This is a genomic window from Pseudomonas sp. 05L36 (assembly GCF_056398125.1).
On sequence record NZ_JBFTOU010000021.1, the window covers coordinates 113,848 to 129,355 of the forward strand.

General features: G+C 58.7%; 14 protein-coding genes. 10 read left to right on the forward strand and 4 right to left on the reverse strand.

Translation table 11 applies throughout. The features are described 5' to 3' along the window. On the forward strand, window positions 1–1,383 hold the full coding sequence (gene cysS / locus AC1DKH_RS21135) for a cysteine--tRNA ligase (RefSeq protein ID WP_007970481.1): 1,383 nt from the start codon (window positions 1–3) through the stop codon (window positions 1,381–1,383). 214 nt (window positions 1,384–1,597) lie between these two features. Here the strand turns inward: cysS and AC1DKH_RS21140 are convergent, their stop codons facing one another. Further along, a complete protein-coding gene (locus tag AC1DKH_RS21140) occupies window positions 1,598–3,430 on the reverse strand; it encodes a sigma-54-dependent Fis family transcriptional regulator (protein ID WP_477799182.1) in 1,833 nt (610 codons plus the stop codon). A 374-nt stretch (window positions 3,431–3,804) separates the two neighbouring features. Here AC1DKH_RS21140 and AC1DKH_RS21145 point away from each other — a divergent pair, with 374 nt between their 5' ends. From AC1DKH_RS21145 to AC1DKH_RS21170, 6 genes are read left to right on the forward strand one after another with little or no spacing between them, the layout of a single operon-like run. After that, a complete protein-coding gene (locus tag AC1DKH_RS21145; protein ID WP_477753962.1) occupies window positions 3,805–4,899 on the forward strand; it encodes an ABC transporter ATP-binding protein in 1,095 nt (364 codons plus the stop codon). Beyond that, entirely contained in the window at window positions 4,899–6,014 is a 1,116-nt protein-coding gene (locus AC1DKH_RS21150; RefSeq protein WP_477799183.1) for an ABC transporter ATP-binding protein, read from the forward strand. The genes AC1DKH_RS21145 and AC1DKH_RS21150 overlap by 1 nt, the downstream gene beginning before the upstream one ends. Further along, window positions 6,011–6,877, forward strand: coding sequence for a carbohydrate ABC transporter permease (locus tag AC1DKH_RS21155; RefSeq protein ID WP_108219065.1), 867 nt, complete (start codon window positions 6,011–6,013; stop codon window positions 6,875–6,877). Before AC1DKH_RS21150 ends, AC1DKH_RS21155 begins: the two co-directional genes overlap by 4 nt. A 10-nt stretch (window positions 6,878–6,887) precedes the next feature. Beyond that, a complete protein-coding gene (locus AC1DKH_RS21160; protein WP_110662253.1) occupies window positions 6,888–7,688 on the forward strand; it encodes a carbohydrate ABC transporter permease in 801 nt (266 codons plus the stop codon). A 10-nt stretch (window positions 7,689–7,698) separates the two neighbouring features. Continuing rightward, entirely contained in the window at window positions 7,699–7,971 is a 273-nt protein-coding gene (locus AC1DKH_RS21165; protein ID WP_095943787.1) for a DUF2160 domain-containing protein, read from the forward strand. A 47-nt stretch (window positions 7,972–8,018) separates the two neighbouring features. Further along, a complete protein-coding gene (locus AC1DKH_RS21170) occupies window positions 8,019–9,761 on the forward strand; it encodes an ABC transporter substrate-binding protein (RefSeq protein WP_477799184.1) in 1,743 nt (580 codons plus the stop codon). Between the two features lie 183 nt (window positions 9,762–9,944). Here AC1DKH_RS21170 and AC1DKH_RS21175 read toward each other — a convergent pair whose 3' ends face one another. Together AC1DKH_RS21175 and AC1DKH_RS21180 are read right to left on the reverse strand one after the other, a co-directional pair. Continuing rightward, on the reverse strand, window positions 9,945–10,130 hold the full coding sequence (locus tag AC1DKH_RS21175; RefSeq protein WP_477799185.1) for a hypothetical protein: 186 nt from the start codon (window positions 10,128–10,130) through the stop codon (window positions 9,945–9,947). A gap of 145 nt (window positions 10,131–10,275) precedes the next feature. After that, complete coding sequence (locus tag AC1DKH_RS21180; protein WP_477799186.1) at window positions 10,276–10,638, reverse strand: DUF6124 family protein; 363 nt, start codon at window positions 10,636–10,638, stop codon at window positions 10,276–10,278. A gap of 690 nt (window positions 10,639–11,328) precedes the next feature. Between AC1DKH_RS21180 and AC1DKH_RS21185 the strand changes: the two genes are divergently transcribed. From AC1DKH_RS21185 to AC1DKH_RS21195, 3 genes are read left to right on the forward strand one after another with little or no spacing between them, the layout of a single operon-like run. After that, window positions 11,329–11,823: a hypothetical protein gene (locus AC1DKH_RS21185; protein ID WP_477799187.1), complete on the forward strand. Its 495-nt coding sequence runs from the start codon at window positions 11,329–11,331 to the stop codon at window positions 11,821–11,823. Next, the gene (locus AC1DKH_RS21190) at window positions 11,823–13,235 is read left to right on the forward strand and encodes a PAAR domain-containing protein (RefSeq protein ID WP_477799188.1); all 1,413 of its coding nucleotides are present in this window, start codon (window positions 11,823–11,825) and stop codon (window positions 13,233–13,235) included. The genes AC1DKH_RS21185 and AC1DKH_RS21190 overlap by 1 nt, the downstream gene beginning before the upstream one ends. After that, on the forward strand, window positions 13,232–13,621 hold the full coding sequence (locus AC1DKH_RS21195; protein WP_477799189.1) for a hypothetical protein: 390 nt from the start codon (window positions 13,232–13,234) through the stop codon (window positions 13,619–13,621). The genes AC1DKH_RS21190 and AC1DKH_RS21195 overlap by 4 nt, the downstream gene beginning before the upstream one ends. 419 nt (window positions 13,622–14,040) lie before the next feature. Here AC1DKH_RS21195 and nuoN read toward each other — a convergent pair whose 3' ends face one another. Continuing rightward, window positions 14,041–15,504 carry an NADH-quinone oxidoreductase subunit NuoN gene (gene nuoN / locus AC1DKH_RS21200; RefSeq protein ID WP_477799190.1) on the reverse strand — a complete coding sequence of 488 codons (1,464 nt, stop codon included), beginning with the start codon at window positions 15,502–15,504 and terminating at the stop codon, window positions 14,041–14,043. Window positions 15,505–15,508 lie beyond the last annotated feature (4 nt).

Consider the following 15,508-nt stretch of genomic DNA (forward strand, 5'->3'; position numbering starts at 1 on the left):
GTGCTTACGATCTACAACACGCTCACCAAGAGCAAAGAAGTTTTCAAGCCGCTGGATGGCAACAAGGTGCGCATGTACGTGTGCGGCATGACCGTGTACGACTATTGCCACCTGGGCCACGGCCGCAGCATGGTCGCGTTCGATCTGGTGACGCGCTGGTTGCGCTTCAGCGGCTACGACCTGACCTACGTGCGCAACATTACCGACATCGACGACAAGATCATCAACCGGGCCAACGAGAACGGCGAGTCGTTCGAAGCGCTGACCGAGCGCATGATCGCGGCGATGCACGAAGATGAAGCGCGCCTGAACATCAAGAAGCCGGACATGGAGCCGCGTGCCACGGATCACATCCCGGGCATGCACGCGATGATCCAGACCCTGATCGACAAGGGCTACGCCTACGCCCCGGGCAATGGCGACGTGTACTACCGCGTCGGCAAGTTCATGGGCTACGGCAAGCTGTCGCGCAAGAAGATTGAAGACCTGCGTATCGGCGCCCGCATCGAAGTCGACGAGTCCAAGCAGGACCCGCTGGACTTCGTGCTGTGGAAAGCCGCCAAGCCGGGCGAGCCGAGCTGGGAATCGCCGTGGGGCGCCGGGCGTCCGGGTTGGCACATCGAATGCTCGGTGATGTCCACCTGCTGCCTGGGCGAGACCTTCGACATTCATGGCGGCGGCAGCGATCTCGAGTTCCCGCACCACGAAAACGAAATCGCCCAGAGCGAAGCGGCCACCGGCAAGACCTACGCCAACGCGTGGATGCATTGCGGCATGATCCGTATCAATGGCGAGAAGATGTCCAAGTCCTTGAACAACTTCTTCACCATTCGCGACGTGCTCGACAAGTACCACCCGGAAGTCGTGCGTTACCTGCTGGTGTCGAGTCACTACCGCAGCGCCATCAACTACTCGGAAGACAACCTCAAGGACGCCAAGGGCGCCCTGGAGCGTTTCTACCACGCGTTGAAAGGCCTGCCGAACGTTGCACCGGCTGGCGGCGAAGCCTTCGTCGAGCGTTTCACCCAGGTGATGAACGACGACTTCGGCACACCGGAAGCCTGCGCGGTGCTGTTCGAGATGGTCCGTGAGATCAACCGCCTGCGCGAGAGCGATCTCAATGCCGCGGCCGGTCTGGCAGCCCGTTTGAAAGAACTGGCCAGCGTGTTGGGTGTGTTGCAGCTCGAAGCCGATGATTTCCTGCAAGCGGGCGCTGAAGGGCGCGTGGATGCAGCCGAAGTCGAAGCGCTGATCGCTGCGCGCCTGGCGGCACGTGCCGGCAAGGACTGGGCCGAATCCGACCGCATCCGCGACCAGCTCACCGCCATGGGCGTGGTGCTGGAAGACGGCAAGGGCGGCACGACCTGGCGTTTGGCTGACTGATTGCTTTGCTTATTACAGACAAAACCCGCCTTGTGCGGGTTTTTGTTTATGGGGTTGGACTCCAGGCTTGTGTTGACAGGGCTGGCGCCATCGCGAGCAAGCTCGCTCCCACAGTGTCCGTGTCGAACACAAAATCTGTGGGCATCTCTGAACCTGTGGGAGCGAGCTTGCTCGCGATGGTCTCAAGTCGAGTACCGCCAGTGCGGCTAACCTGTCATTCAACCTGGCGCAACCGCTTGTACAGGGTATTGCGACTAACCCCCAACCGCCTCGCCAGATACGAAATATTCCCCCCAGCCGCCTGCAACTGCCGGTTCAAATCCTCGGCATCATTCAGATCCACGGCCAACGGTTCCGGCGAATCGACCGGCTCCATCTCCAGATCAACAAAAAAATCATCCGGCAAATGTTCCGGCCTTATCGGCTGTTCCTCGGCCATCGCCAGTGCCACCTGCATCACACTGCTGACCTGGCGCAAATTCCCCGGCCACGGATGGCGGTCGAACAACTCCAATACTTCGCGGCTCAGTCCAGCCCATTGGCTGGGTTCGCGATGCTGTTCCCAAAGGCGTTTGAACAGTGCCTCTTTATCGCTGCGCTCTCTTAACGGTGGCAATTCCAGAGTCAGGCCGCCGATGCGGTAATACAGGTCTTCACGAAACCGCCCCAGTTGTACCTGTTCGCGCAACGAGCGATTGGTCGCGGAAATGATGCGCAAGTCCACCGGGAACAACTCGCTGCTGCCCACCGGTTGCACGCAACGCTCCTGCAACACCCGCAACAGTCGCGCCTGGGTCGGCAGCGGCATGTCACCGATTTCGTCGAGAAACAGCGTGCCTTTGTCAGCCTTGCGGATCAGCCCGATGCTGCCTTTCTGGTTGGCGCCGGTGAACGCGCCTTTCTCATAGCCGAACAACTCGGATTCCACCAGTTCGGCGGGAATCGCTGCACAGTTGACGGCGATGAACGCTTGTTTGCTGCGCGAGCTGGCCTGATGCAGGGCTTTGACGAACACTTCCTTGCCGACCCCGGTTTCGCCGTGGATCAACAAGGGAATGTCTTTTTCCAGCAAACGCTCGGCCTGACGCACGGCTTTTTCCACGCGACTGTCGCCGAAGTGCAGGGTGTTGAGGCTGATGGCCGCGGGTACCGCTACAACCGGTTCGGTGAACACTCGAGGTTGAATTGATGCCTGTTTCGGCCGCTTCAACAGGCACTGGAAGCGGTTGCGCCCCGAGGTCTGCAGGGCGAAGGGCAGGCCTTCGGGCTGGTTGAGCAACTCCAGCAGCGAGACCTTGAACAGGCTTTCGACACTGACCCGCGACAGGCTGATGCCCAGCAGGTTGTCGGCCCGGCGATTGGCCGACAACACCTGGCCGGTCTCATCGAATATCAGCAACCCCGCCCACTGGCTGTCGAGGTTGTTCAGTCCGGTGTTGAACGTCAGTTGGAAATGCTGGCCATGGAACAGGTTGAGGATCAGCCGGTTTTCCACGGTCTGGCTCATCATCTTGACCATGCCCAGGGTGTGGGAGGGCGGCAGGTAGCTGTCACTGGACACATCCAGCACCGCGATCACCTTGCGCTCGGCATCGAAAATCGGCGCGGCGGAGCCGGTCATGAAGCGGTTGGCCTTGAGGAAATGTTCGTCGTGCTCGATGTGCACCGCTTGTTCACAGGCCAGGGCGGTGCCAATGGCGTTGGTGCCGCTGCAGCGTTCCATCCAGCTGGCGCCGGCGCTGAACCCCCGTGCCAGTTTGGGTTCGATAAAGCGCTGCGTTCCCCACGACGTGAGCACCTGGCCCTGATGGTCGGCGAGCATGATCAGGCAATTGGAGTTGCTCAGGATGTTCTCGTAGTAGGGCAGCACTTCCTGGTGGGTGGTTTGCACCAGTGAATGTTGGCTCTCCAGCAATTGCGCAATGCCCGCTGCCGGCAATTGGTCGAATGCCGGTGTGCTCTGATGACTGAGGCCGAACGCGCGGCAACGGGACCAGGAGTCCTGGATGATGGCGTCGTGGGACAGCGGCGAGGCAGGTGCGGCCATGGCGGTCGATCTCTGAACAATCTTTATTGTTTTTATGGGATAGCGCCGATCCCTGTAGGAGCGAGCTTGCTCGCGATGCACGTGAGAGCGCCGCGTTTATTCAGGCAGCCCTCGTCAACGTTAACGTCCATCGCGAGCAAGCTCGCTCCTACAGGGGCCGTGAACAGTCCGTAGAGTGTTGTTCACTATTGTTCACTGTCAATTCCTGAGCTGTTCAATTGTTCATTTTCGATTGTTCATTTGTGTTCAGCAACGAACGCGGTTTGTACGTCCCGTTCGGGAATTTCAAGCTGAATCAATAGCTTGAATTTTTTGGCACGGATGTCGCTATGTAGCTCCGGTCGCTTGACTCCAAAAATAAAAAAGGCCGAGCCATGTCATTAACCCTGGAGCACGTCAGCCGCACCGTCGAGGGCCAGACCTGGATCGACGATGCCAACCTGAGTTTTGAACCCGGTTCCTTCAACGTTTTGCTGGGTCGCACCTTGTCCGGCAAAACCAGCCTGATGCGCTTGATGGCCGGTCTGGACAAGCCCGACAGCGGCCGCATCCTGATGAACGGCGTCGATGTCACCCAGCGCCCAGTGCGCCTGCGCAATGTGTCGATGGTGTATCAGCAGTTCATCAATTACCCGACCATGACCGTCTTCGAGAACATCGCCTCGCCGCTGCGCCAGGCCGGTGTATCCAGCGAGCTGATCCAGAGCAAGGTGCTGGAAACCGCGAAGATGCTGCGCATCGAGAAATTCCTCCAGCGCCATCCCCTCGAACTCTCCGGCGGCCAGCAACAGCGCACGGCCATGGCCCGGGCGCTGGTCAAGGATGCCGAGCTGATCCTGTTCGACGAACCGCTGGTCAACCTCGACTACAAGTTGCGTGAAGAGCTGCGCCAGGAAATGCGCGAGCTGTTCAAGGCGCGCCACACCATTGCGATCTACGCCACCACCGAGCCCAACGAAGCCCTGGCTCTGGGCGGTACCACGACCATTCTTCACGAAGGCCGGGTGATCCAGAGCGGCCGCTCTTCCTCGGTCTATCACCAGCCGCAAACGGTGCTGGCGGCCGAGCTGTTCTCCGAGCCGCCGATCAACCTGATGCCGGGACGCATTGCCGGCAACGAAGTGAGTTTCGCCAACTTCGTGCACTTTCCGTTGAACGTCGATTTACGTCCGGTGGGCGAGGGCGAGTTCCGTTTCGGCGTGCGGCCCAGTCATATCTCGCTGGTGCCGAGCAACGACGATGACCTCGAATTGGCGGTGACCGTCGAAGTCGCGGAAATCAGCGGCTCGGAAACCTTTCTTCACGTGCGCAACGAGCACTTCCTGCTGGTGCTGCACTTGCCGGGTGTTCACGAATACGACGTCGATGCGCCGATCCGCATCTACATCCCGACCCATAAACTGTTTGTGTTCGATACGCAGGGGCGGCTGGTCCAGGCGCCGGGCCGGCGTGTCACGAGGGTTGCCTGATGGCCGAAATCCGTTTGCACAACCTCGCCCACAGTTACACCAAAACCCCGGTGGGACCTGAGGACTACGCGATCCGCGAGATGGACCACATCTGGGAGCAGGGCGGCGCCTACGCGTTGCTCGGACCATCGGGCTGTGGGAAATCGACCTTGCTCAACATCATTTCCGGGCTGCTCAGCCCGTCCCAGGGCCATGTGCTGTTCGACGGCAAAGCGGTCAATGACCTGACCCCGGAGAAGCGCAACATCGCCCAGGTTTTCCAGTTTCCGGTGGTCTACGACACCATGACGGTGTTCGATAATCTGGCCTTTCCGTTGCGCAATCAAGGCATGGTGGAAGCGAAAATTCACAGCAAAGTGCAGGAAATCGCTGAAGTCCTCGACCTCCAGGCATTGCTTTACAAGAAGGCGCGCAACCTCACCGCCGACGAAAAACAGAAAGTCTCCATGGGCCGCGGGCTGGTGCGCGATGACGTGTCGGCGATCCTGTTCGACGAGCCGCTGACGGTGATCGACCCGCACCTGAAGTGGAAACTGCGGCGCAAGCTCAAGCAGATCCACGAGCAGTTCAACATCACCATGGTCTACGTCACCCACGATCAGCTGGAGGCCTCGACCTTCGCCGACAAGATTGCGGTGATGTACGGCGGGCAGATCGTGCAGTTCGGCACGCCAAGGGAATTGTTCGAGCGCCCGAGCCACACCTTTGTCGGCTACTTCATTGGTAGTCCGGGGATGAACCTGATCGACGTGCAGCCGCAACCGGGTGGAGTCGGTTTTGCCTCGACCCATCTGACGCTGTCCGAGGCCATGCAGCAGCGCATCGCCGAGTCCGAATGGAAAACCCTGAAGGTCGGCATTCGACCGGAGTTCGTCCATGTGTGGGACGAAGCCTTTGATGACGCGCTGCGGGCACAGGTCGTACACGTCGAAGACCTGGGCACCTACAAAATCATGACCCTCAACCTCGATGGCGTCCCCCTGAAGGTGCGCCTGGCCGAAGACAAATTGGTGCCGCAAGGCACGGCCTACATCAGTTTTCCGGCGCAATGGCTGATGGTCTATGCCGACGAATTCCTCCTGGAAACCCAAGCCAACATTGAGGTGCAGCCATGAACAAGGTGCAGAACAACAAGGCCTGGTGGCTGGTACTGCCGGTGTTCCTGCTGGTGGCGTTCAGTGCGGTGGTCCCGATGATGACCGTGGTCAACTATTCGGTGCAGGACATCTTCGACCAGTCCAGCCGTTATTTCGTCGGCGCCGACTGGTACAAGCAGGTGCTGCTCGACCCGAGGCTGCATGACTCGTTGCTGCGTCAGTTCATCTATTCCGCCTGTGTGCTACTGATCGAAATTCCGCTGGGCATCGCCATTGCCCTGACCATGCCGACCAAGGGCCGCTGGTCTTCGGTGGTGTTGATCGTGCTGGCAATCCCGTTGCTGATCCCGTGGAACGTGGTCGGCACCATCTGGCAGATCTTTGGCCGCGCCGATATCGGCCTGCTGGGGGCGAGTCTCAAGGCCATGGGCATCAGCTACAACTATGCGGCGAACACCATGGACGCCTGGGTCACGGTGCTGATCATGGACGTCTGGCACTGGACCTCGCTGGTGGCGCTGTTGTGCTTCTCCGGGTTGCGGGCGATTCCCGACGTGTATTACCAGGCGGCGCGGATCGACCGTGCCTCGGCCTGGGCGGTGTTCCGGCATATCCAGTTGCCCAAGCTCAAGAGTGTGCTGCTGATCGCGGTGATGCTGCGCTTCATGGACAGTTTCATGATCTACACCGAACCGTTCGTACTCACGGGCGGCGGTCCTGGCAATGCCACGACCTTCCTCAGTCAGACCTTGACCCAGATGGCCGTAGGGCAATTCGACCTGGGGCCGGCAGCGGCATTCTCGCTGGTGTACTTCCTGATCATCCTGTTGGTGTCCTGGCTGTTCTACACCGCCATGACTCACTCTGACGCCAACCGTTGAGGACCGCGCCATGAGCAAAAGAAAACTTATCCCCTTGCTGCTCTACATCCTGTTCCTGCTGGTGCCGATCTACTGGCTGCTGAACATGTCCTTCAAGAGCAACACCGAAATCCTCGGCGGCCTGACGCTTTTCCCACAGGATTTTACTCTGGCCAACTACAAGGTGATCTTCACCGATCCGAGCTGGTACACCGGCTACATCAACTCGGCGTACTACGTGAGCCTGAACACGATCATTTCCCTGACCGTGGCGCTACCGGCGGCCTATGCCTTCTCGCGCTACCGCTTCCTCGGTGACAAGCACCTGTTCTTCTGGTTGCTGACCAACCGCATGGCGCCGCCGGCGGTGTTCCTGTTGCCGTTCTTCCAGCTGTATTCCTCGATCGGCTTGTTCGACACCCATATCGCCGTGGCCCTGGCCCATTGCCTGTTCAACGTGCCGCTGGCGGTGTGGATTCTCGAAGGCTTCATGTCCGGCGTGCCCAAGGAAATCGACGAAACCGCCTACATCGATGGCTACAGCTTTCCCAAGTTCTTCGTGAAGATTTTCATCCCGCTGATCGGCTCCGGCATCGGTGTCACGGCGTTCTTCTGCTTCATGTTTTCCTGGGTCGAACTGCTGCTGGCGCGAACCCTCACCTCGGTGAACGCCAAACCCATCGCGGCGGTAATGACCCGCACCGTCTCGGCATCCGGTATCGACTGGGGGGTACTGGCGGCGGCGGGGGTGTTGACCATCCTGCCGGGCATGCTGGTGATCTGGTTTGTTCGCAACCACGTGGCCAAGGGCTTTGCCCTGGGCCGGGTATGAGGAACTGATGATGGAATGGATGAGCTGGACCGTCCCCACGGCGGCATTCTTCAGCGTGATTGCCCTGATCCTGGTGGTCATGACCACTTGGGAATTGCGTTCGCCGAGCATCCTTCGGCGTGGTTTTCTGCCGATTGCCACCACCCGTGGCGATCGCTTGTTTATCGGTCTTCTCGGCAGCGCCTACCTGCACTTGCTGGTAATCGGCGTCACCGACTGGAGCATCTGGGTCGCCTTCGCGATGTCCCTGGTGTGGCTGTTGGCTGTGATGCGTTGGGGCTAGTCGAATCGCTCGGCAATGTTGCTCCGAAACTTAAACAGGAGGTCTCTATGTTCGACAAAAACAATAAGCTGCGACATAGCATTTCATTGGCAGCCATGCTGGCACTCAGCGGTTTGAGCGCATCTGCCTGGGCCGATGCCTACGAAGATGCCGCGAAAAAATGGATCGGCAGCGAGTTCAAGCCGTCCACCCTGACGGCCGATCAGCAGCTCGCGGAATTGAAGTGGTTCATCAAGGCGGCGGAGCCATTCCGCGGGATGGACATCAAGGTAGTGTCGGAAACCATTGCCACCCACGAGTACGAGTCCAAGGTGCTGGCCAAGGCCTTCACCGAAATCACCGGCATCAAAGTGACCCACGACTTGCTGCAAGAAGGCGACGTGGTGGAAAAATTGCAGACCGTGATGCAATCGGACAAGAGCATCTATGACGGCTGGGTCAACGACTCGGACCTGATCGGCACGCACTTTCGTTACGGCAAGACGGAATCGATCACCGACCTGATGGCCAACGAGGGCAAGAACTTCACCTCGCCGACCCTGGACATCAAGGACTTCATCGGCATCTCGTTCACCACCGCGCCGGACGGCAAGATCTATCAATTGCCTGACCAGCAGTTCGCCAACCTGTACTGGTTCCGCGCCGACTGGTTCGAACGCGCAGACCTCAAGGCCAAGTTCAAGGAAAAGTACGGCTATGAGCTGGGCGTGCCGGTGAACTGGTCAGCCTATGAAGACATCGCCAAATTCTTCAGCGAAGACGTCAAGGAAATCGACGGCAAACGCGTCTACGGGCACATGGACTACGGCAAGAAAGACCCGTCCCTGGGCTGGCGCTTCACCGATGCCTGGTTCTCCATGGCCGGTGGCGGCGACAAGGGCATCCCCAACGGCTTGCCGGTGGACGAATGGGGCATTCGTGTCGAGGACTGCCATCCGGTGGGTTCCAGCGTGACCCGCGGCGGCGACACTAACGGGCCGGCGGCGGTGTTCGCCACCACCAAGTATGTCGACTGGTTGAAGAAGTACGCGCCACCGGAAGCGGCGGGCATGACCTTCTCCGAATCGGGTCCGGTGCCATCCCAGGGCAACATCGCCCAACAGATTTTCTGGTACACCGCCTTCACCGCCGACATGACCAAACCGGGTCTTGCGGTGATGAACGCCGACGGCACGCCGAAATGGCGCATGGCGCCGTCGCCGCGCGGACCGTACTGGGAAGAGGGCATGAAGCTGGGGTATCAGGACGTGGGTTCCTGGACCTTCATGAAATCCACGCCTGAGAAGCAGAAACTGGCGGCCTGGCTCTATGCGCAGTTCGTGACCTCGAAAACCGTGTCGCTGAAGAAGACCATCGTCGGCCTGACGCCGATTCGCGAGTCGGACATCAACTCGCAAGCGATGACCGACCTGGCGCCGAAACTCGGTGGCCTGGTGGAGTTCTACCGCAGCCCGGCCCGCGTGCAATGGACCCCGACCGGGACCAACGTGCCTGATTATCCTCGCCTCGCGCAGTTGTGGTGGAGCCACATCGCCGAAGCCGCCAGCGGCGAGAAAACCCCGCAAGAGGCGCTGGACGGCCTGGCCAAGGATCAGGACGCAATCATGAGCCGTCTGGAACGCTCGAAGGCACAAGCTACCTGCGCCCCGAAAATGAACCCCGAGCGCGACGTGCAATATTGGTTCGATCAACCGGGCGCACCGAAACCGAAACTGGCGAACGAGAAGCCTAAGGGCGAGACCGTTAGCTACAACGAACTGCTGAAGTCGTGGGAGGCGGCGCGTAAGTAAGTTGGTTGTATTGTGAAAGGCGAACGGCACCGGAAGGTGCCGTTTTCATTTGTGCCTGATCCACCGCCTCCGGGCGGCGGTCTGACGAAGAGGCCATGCCAGACGGCCAGCTTTTTCAGCCGAACAAGCATCTGTCAGAAACGCTGATCGCTGAGCTGGCTAACCGCTTATGGAACAGAAATCTTATTCGTGGGTGCCTTCGAAATCATCATGTATGTCATCAGGCAGAGGCGCGTCGAAGTCTTCGGGAAGCACCAATTTAACTTTCATTGCTCCTATACGTTGGTGACAGGGTTCAGCATCACTCAGACGCTCGGTAGCCAACGCATCAAAGCCTTCTACGGGTTCGGAAAAGCTGTCACGGTTCATTTTCGTTCTCGCATTAATTTCGTCATCCAGCAGCTTGAGGCACAACCTATAGATGTCAGTGCTCCAAGCACCATTGGCGGGGTACAAACTAGTCCGCTAATGGTGCGTTGCGACTGAAAGTCAGCTGAAGCCACAGCTGCCGGGTCTATTCAGGCGGGTCAAGTTGGTCCAGCGCGCGATTGACCGCTAGTTCGCCCAGCATGATGACTTGCGCAATACCTAGTAGGGAGTTGCGCCTGGGCCCATCCATATGGTCCGCCAAATCCATGGTCATGACATTTGCCGAGGCCAGCGACTCGCAAGCATGGGCCAGGAGGGTTTCGGTATCTAGTTCGGGATTGACGATGAACATCGTGCCGGGTGTGCGCGGAGTCTCCATGATGGGGACCTCTGGCTTTAGGTGATAGTCGATGTCGCGCTCTGCGGCTTCGTGAAGGCTTTTTGAATCGAGGGTTTCGTACGGGGAAGCCGGATCGGTGTCTGGCGGATTAGGTGTGACCTTGAACATAGATGGAACTCCGATGCTATTTAAAAGGAGCCATCACCACCTCGCTACCAAACGAAGGGTGGCGACCATACGAAGGTTGGTAGACCGGGCATCGGAACCGGCGCTCCCGAAGGAGCCCTGCGCATGGCCACCATAAAAATACCGCCCAAACATTGGACAGCAAAAAGGTGACGCTATGCGTCGATGCTACGGGTCTACCAAACCCGGTCACTGTTTTTTTCAGCGACCGGCAAACGATAGAACCCATGTCAAAGACGCACAAGCCGGCGGATTCTGTCTTACCTGTAGGTAACGCCGCAAGGTGTTGTAGCTTTCACGAAGTAACTTTCCGAAACGATTAAACGGAAGTATTTAAATTTCTTTGAGCGCCGCGCAGGTGAGCAGGGTTCTCACGCAGTCTGGGAAGATGTCGTTTATTAGTCTACCCATCGGGCTACGCTCGCTCGTGAAAAACACCACACACAGTGCCCTTCAACTGCGCGAAAAATTATCTTTTATAACTACCGCTGTAGGAAATGGGTTGTTGGTTGTTAGGAAAATTCCTATTCGTTCATTTGGCTATGCCATTGGATTGCGTTCAGCACGCGTTCCACCGTCTTATTCGTCGTCGCCCAATATTCTCTCTGCTCAGCGCTTCTGCCGAGATGAGAAGGAAAGGCACTCAATCCGAAGACGATAAGGAAGTTGCAAATGAATGCACCTGTGCACCCCTTGTATACCAACGAAGTTTCTCCTGAGTTTCTCTGCCGCCTGGACGACTCGTCTTTCACCGAGGAGCAACTTGCGGGATTTGACGACGAAGTCATGGCGATCATCCGTCAACAGCAGGTTTACGCGGAAGCACATCCCCCTCGCGCGATTTTCCGTGTGGCAACCGAGGGCAGCCAAACCCGTGATGGCGGAGTGATCCAACAGGCAGCAGCGCCGCTGACGTTCACATTGGACAGCGGTCAGAAAGTTACTGCGGCACAGAAAGGCGATTACGTCGTGTATGCCGATGGGCGTACGGCGCAGATCGTCACGGGCGCAGGTCAAGGGAATAGCCATTTAGCGCTGGTCGGCAGCCGTCTTTGCAATGGCGACGAGATCATCAATACAGCGCAAGGTGGTTATTTGTACGTGGCGCGTGAAGGTGTGCCGATGGCCAAGGATTTCCTGCCCCCTATCGAGGGAGTAGAAAACTAATGGAGAAAGGATATTTCATTGGTCTGGACGACAAGACCACCTGTGGCGGCAAGGTCCTGGATGGTGACACCCGGATCATGATGTATGGCATTGCCCATGCCCGCGATGGTGATCGAGTCACCTGTGGCAAGGACGGCAAGACTTACAAAATTGTCGGTGGCATTTCGCACATGATCAGTCATGGCAAAGCCATGTCGGGCACGCTGGATAGCCATAGTGGTTGCCCCTGTAAAGCCCGGCTGATCCCTTCTGTGGTCACGGCGACCTATCGCAACGCTGACTCCGCACCGCGAACGGGCAGGGACGTTGTGCAACCCGTTTTCAGTGCGGCAACCAGTCAACCGGCCGCGCCACGTCAGCCTGGTTTCGCCCCTTCGTACCCACCGGCGCCTGTCATATTCGCCCGCGTAGACCCTCAAGAACCGGGCTTCTATGTGGTGCCCAAAAGCATGACTCGCGAAGCCTTGGAGGCGACGCTTTTCCCTACGCCCGACCCGGGCGTGATGCGCAAGTTTCAGGCACTGAACCCTGGGTATGGCGACTTAAAAGCTGGCTCGCTGATCGTGCTGAGCGATCCGAACAACACCTCCTGCACCTATCAGGAAGCGCAACTGATGCAGGCCGCGCAGCAGGTCAAATCGGCACTCGATCCCCTGACGCCGGAAGAAGCCGAATTCATGTTTCGCCACGCGGCTGAAATCGCCAGTTTTACCGGCGATACTTCGACCTGGCTTGGCGTCGGCGCGGTGGTGATGGAGAAACACCTGGCCCAACTGCGCGACACCCTGCAAGGCATGGAGCGCCTGCATCAGGACAGCTATCGTCAGCATGGCCACCTGCGATCGCCGCAGTTCTTCGCCGAGCGCCAGCGCCTGCTCGCCCAACTGGATGCCCACTTGCTGAACTCCACTCGCCTGCGTGGCCAGACCACCTTGGGCGATCACCCCAAGTTGAAGACCGCCCTCGGCATTTCCAGTCGCAGTCTGGTTCACCACTGGGACAAGGCGGGGGCGCCGGGGCAGATACCGGGGTATTCCAACCACGTGAATGCGACCAGTCGGGCTGTCAAATACATGCAGAGCGGCGGTTATATCGGTATTGGTATTGGCGGGGTTTCTTCGTTGCTGGCTATTCAGGAGGTTTGTGTTGGCGACTCTGGAGTGGCTTGTGAGAAGGTTAAGTTTACCGAAAGTGGCAAGTTCATTGGATCGACAGGTTTAGGGTATTTGGGAGGAGAATTGGCACATGTTGCCAGTCCCACTATCTGCGCCGCGCTTGGCGTGACTACAGCTATAGGTGGTGTTGTCTGTGTCGCGGCCGTAGTTGGGATTGGTGCATTGGTGGGGACGGAAGTCGGTGGTATGGGGGGCGAATTCACAGCTGACAAAATTTTCGAAGTCACACAGCCATGATCAGTATCGAAACTTGGTCTCCCTGGGCTGCGATCATTGTTGTTGGCGGCCCAATCCTGCTGTGTTACGTGAGTTTCTTTTACAGTCTGTACCTGAGCCGCCGTCACCTGGATCGCTTTCTGCAATCCTTGAACGGTAGTCGGCAAATCGTAATTAGCGCCGCAGGACTGGCGCAGAGCGGATGGTTAAGTCGGCTTTTGTTAGTCGCAAAGATCACGTTCATGGTGATGTGGCCTGGTCCAGGACTTCGTGCGGGAGATCTTGATCCTAATGATATCCGCAACTTTCCTGCGGATCTGAAGCTCTTGCTAAAGGCCAAGGCAATACTGACGTGCGTCATCCTGGTCTGGGGAACGCTTGCGTTTACGCTGGTGAAATTCAAGTAACTATATATCGTGGAGTACGAACGGCACCGAAAGGTGCCGTTTTCATTTGTGCCTGTTCCGCCGCTATTGCGTTCAAGCTTGCTCCCACAGTGACTGAGTGTGACCACAATTCTTGTACACGACACATAACCTGTGGGAGCGGCGGTGCGACGATTCGACTTGCTCGCGATGAGGCCATTGCGGAAAGTAGGGCTCTGTGAACAGCATTACTTCTCAAAAACAATGACCCGTGGCGAGGGAGCTTGCTCCCGCTGGACTGCGCAGCAGGCCCCTTTCGCAAGTTCCGGTCCACCTGGTAAAGAGCGAAGACCTCAAATTCTGGCGACTGCTTCGCCGCCGAGCGGGAGCAAGCGCCCTCGCCACAAAAAACGGCACCCGAAGGTGCCGTTTCTGTTTACTGCCAAGTGTCGCCTAAGCGATCAACCCGCCAGGCCCGATTGCTGAACCAGGTTCAGCAGCGGTTGTGGGTAGACGCCGAGGAAGAACGCGACCAGGGCGATGGCCAGCAGCATCACGCCGCCTGCCTTCTGTTCCCAATGCAGCTGTGCGTCGACGCGACGCAGGTTCGGTTCGATCAGGTACAGGGTGACCATCACACGCAGGTAGTAGAACACGCCGATGGCGCTGCCCAGTACCAGGGAGCCGACCAGCCACCATTGGTGCGATTCGACACCGGTGGCGATGATGTAGAACTTGCCGATGAAGCCCGCGGTCAGCGGGATACCGGCCAGGGACAGCATCATCACGGTCAGTACGGCGGTCAGGTACGGACGGCGCCAGAACAGGCCGCGGTATTCGTACAGGGCGTCTGCGTCACGGCCTTTGTACGGCGAGGACATCAGGGTGATCACACCGAAAGCACCGAGGCTGGTGATCACGTAGGTGACCAGGTACACACCGATGGCTTCCACGGCCAGACCCTTGCTCGCCACCAGGGCGATCAGCAGGTAGCCGAAGTGGGCGATGGACGAGTAACCCAGCAGGCGCTTGAGGTTGCTCTGGGTCAGGGCCAGCAGGTTACCGAACAGGATCGACGCGATGGCGATGATGGTCAGTACGTTGCTCAGCACGCCGCTGCTCGCCGCTGGCGAGATCTGGAACAGACGCACCATCACCGCGAACACGGCAACCTTGGAAGCGGTAGCGAGGAACGCTGCAACCGGTGCCGGAGCACCTTCGTAGACGTCCGGAGTCCAGAGGTGGAAGGGTACCAGCGACAGCTTGAACGCCAGGCCGATCAGCATCATGCCCAGGCCCAATTGAGCCAGAGAGCTTGGCAGGCCAGTAGCCGCCAGCGCCTGGCCGATGCCGACGAAGCTCAGGGAACCGGCGTCAGCGTAGAGCAGGGCCATACCGAACAACAGGAACGCGGAACCGGCAGCCGACAGCACCATGTACTTGATGCCGGCTTCCAGCGAACGCTTGTTGAAGAAGGCATAGGCCACCAGACCGTAGACCGGTACCGAGAGCAGTTCCAGACCGACGAACAACCCGGCCAGGTGCTGCGCGCTGACCAGCACCAGGCCACCGGCGGCGGCCATCAGGATCAGCAGGTACAGTTCTTCACGGTTGCCCGGGTAACCCGTGCCGCCATCGCCGAGGTAGGCATGGGCGAGGGTCACACAGGCGAGGGTGGCGACCAGGATCAGCGCCATGTACAGGCAGGCGAAGCTGTCGATCTGCAGCAATGGGGTCACGGCCAGGGGCGCGACTTTCAGGGCAGGCAGGATCGACAGCAGTGCCAGGTTCAGACCCGCCACCGACAGCAGGAAGGTCTGGGAGTGGTTGCGGCGCCAGGCGATCGCCAGCATCACCACGATGATCGTGGCGCTGGTGATCAACAACGGCGCTAGCGCGATAAAGTGTTGAGTCGTGAATTCCATAGCG

Bases quoted from the DNA above. Each gene is read 5' to 3' on its own strand.
- AC1DKH_RS21140 (WP_477799182.1), bottom strand. From the start codon at position 3,430: ATGGCCGCACCTGCCTCGCCGCTGTCCCACGACGCCATCATCCAGGAC.
- AC1DKH_RS21145 (WP_477753962.1), top strand. From the start codon at position 3,805: ATGTCATTAACCCTGGAGCACGTCAGCCGCACCGTCGAGGGCCAGACC.
- AC1DKH_RS21150 (WP_477799183.1), top strand. From the start codon at position 4,899: ATGGCCGAAATCCGTTTGCACAACCTCGCCCACAGTTACACCAAAACC.
- AC1DKH_RS21155 (WP_108219065.1), top strand. From the start codon at position 6,011: ATGAACAAGGTGCAGAACAACAAGGCCTGGTGGCTGGTACTGCCGGTG.
- AC1DKH_RS21160 (WP_110662253.1), top strand. From the start codon at position 6,888: ATGAGCAAAAGAAAACTTATCCCCTTGCTGCTCTACATCCTGTTCCTG.
- AC1DKH_RS21165 (WP_095943787.1), top strand. From the start codon at position 7,699: ATGGAATGGATGAGCTGGACCGTCCCCACGGCGGCATTCTTCAGCGTG.
- AC1DKH_RS21170 (WP_477799184.1), top strand. From the start codon at position 8,019: ATGTTCGACAAAAACAATAAGCTGCGACATAGCATTTCATTGGCAGCC.
- AC1DKH_RS21175 (WP_477799185.1), bottom strand. From the start codon at position 10,130: ATGAACCGTGACAGCTTTTCCGAACCCGTAGAAGGCTTTGATGCGTTG.
- AC1DKH_RS21180 (WP_477799186.1), bottom strand. From the start codon at position 10,638: ATGTTCAAGGTCACACCTAATCCGCCAGACACCGATCCGGCTTCCCCG.
- AC1DKH_RS21185 (WP_477799187.1), top strand. From the start codon at position 11,329: ATGAATGCACCTGTGCACCCCTTGTATACCAACGAAGTTTCTCCTGAG.
- AC1DKH_RS21190 (WP_477799188.1), top strand. From the start codon at position 11,823: ATGGAGAAAGGATATTTCATTGGTCTGGACGACAAGACCACCTGTGGC.
- AC1DKH_RS21195 (WP_477799189.1), top strand. From the start codon at position 13,232: ATGATCAGTATCGAAACTTGGTCTCCCTGGGCTGCGATCATTGTTGTT.
- nuoN (WP_477799190.1), bottom strand. From the start codon at position 15,504: ATGGAATTCACGACTCAACACTTTATCGCGCTAGCGCCGTTGTTGATC.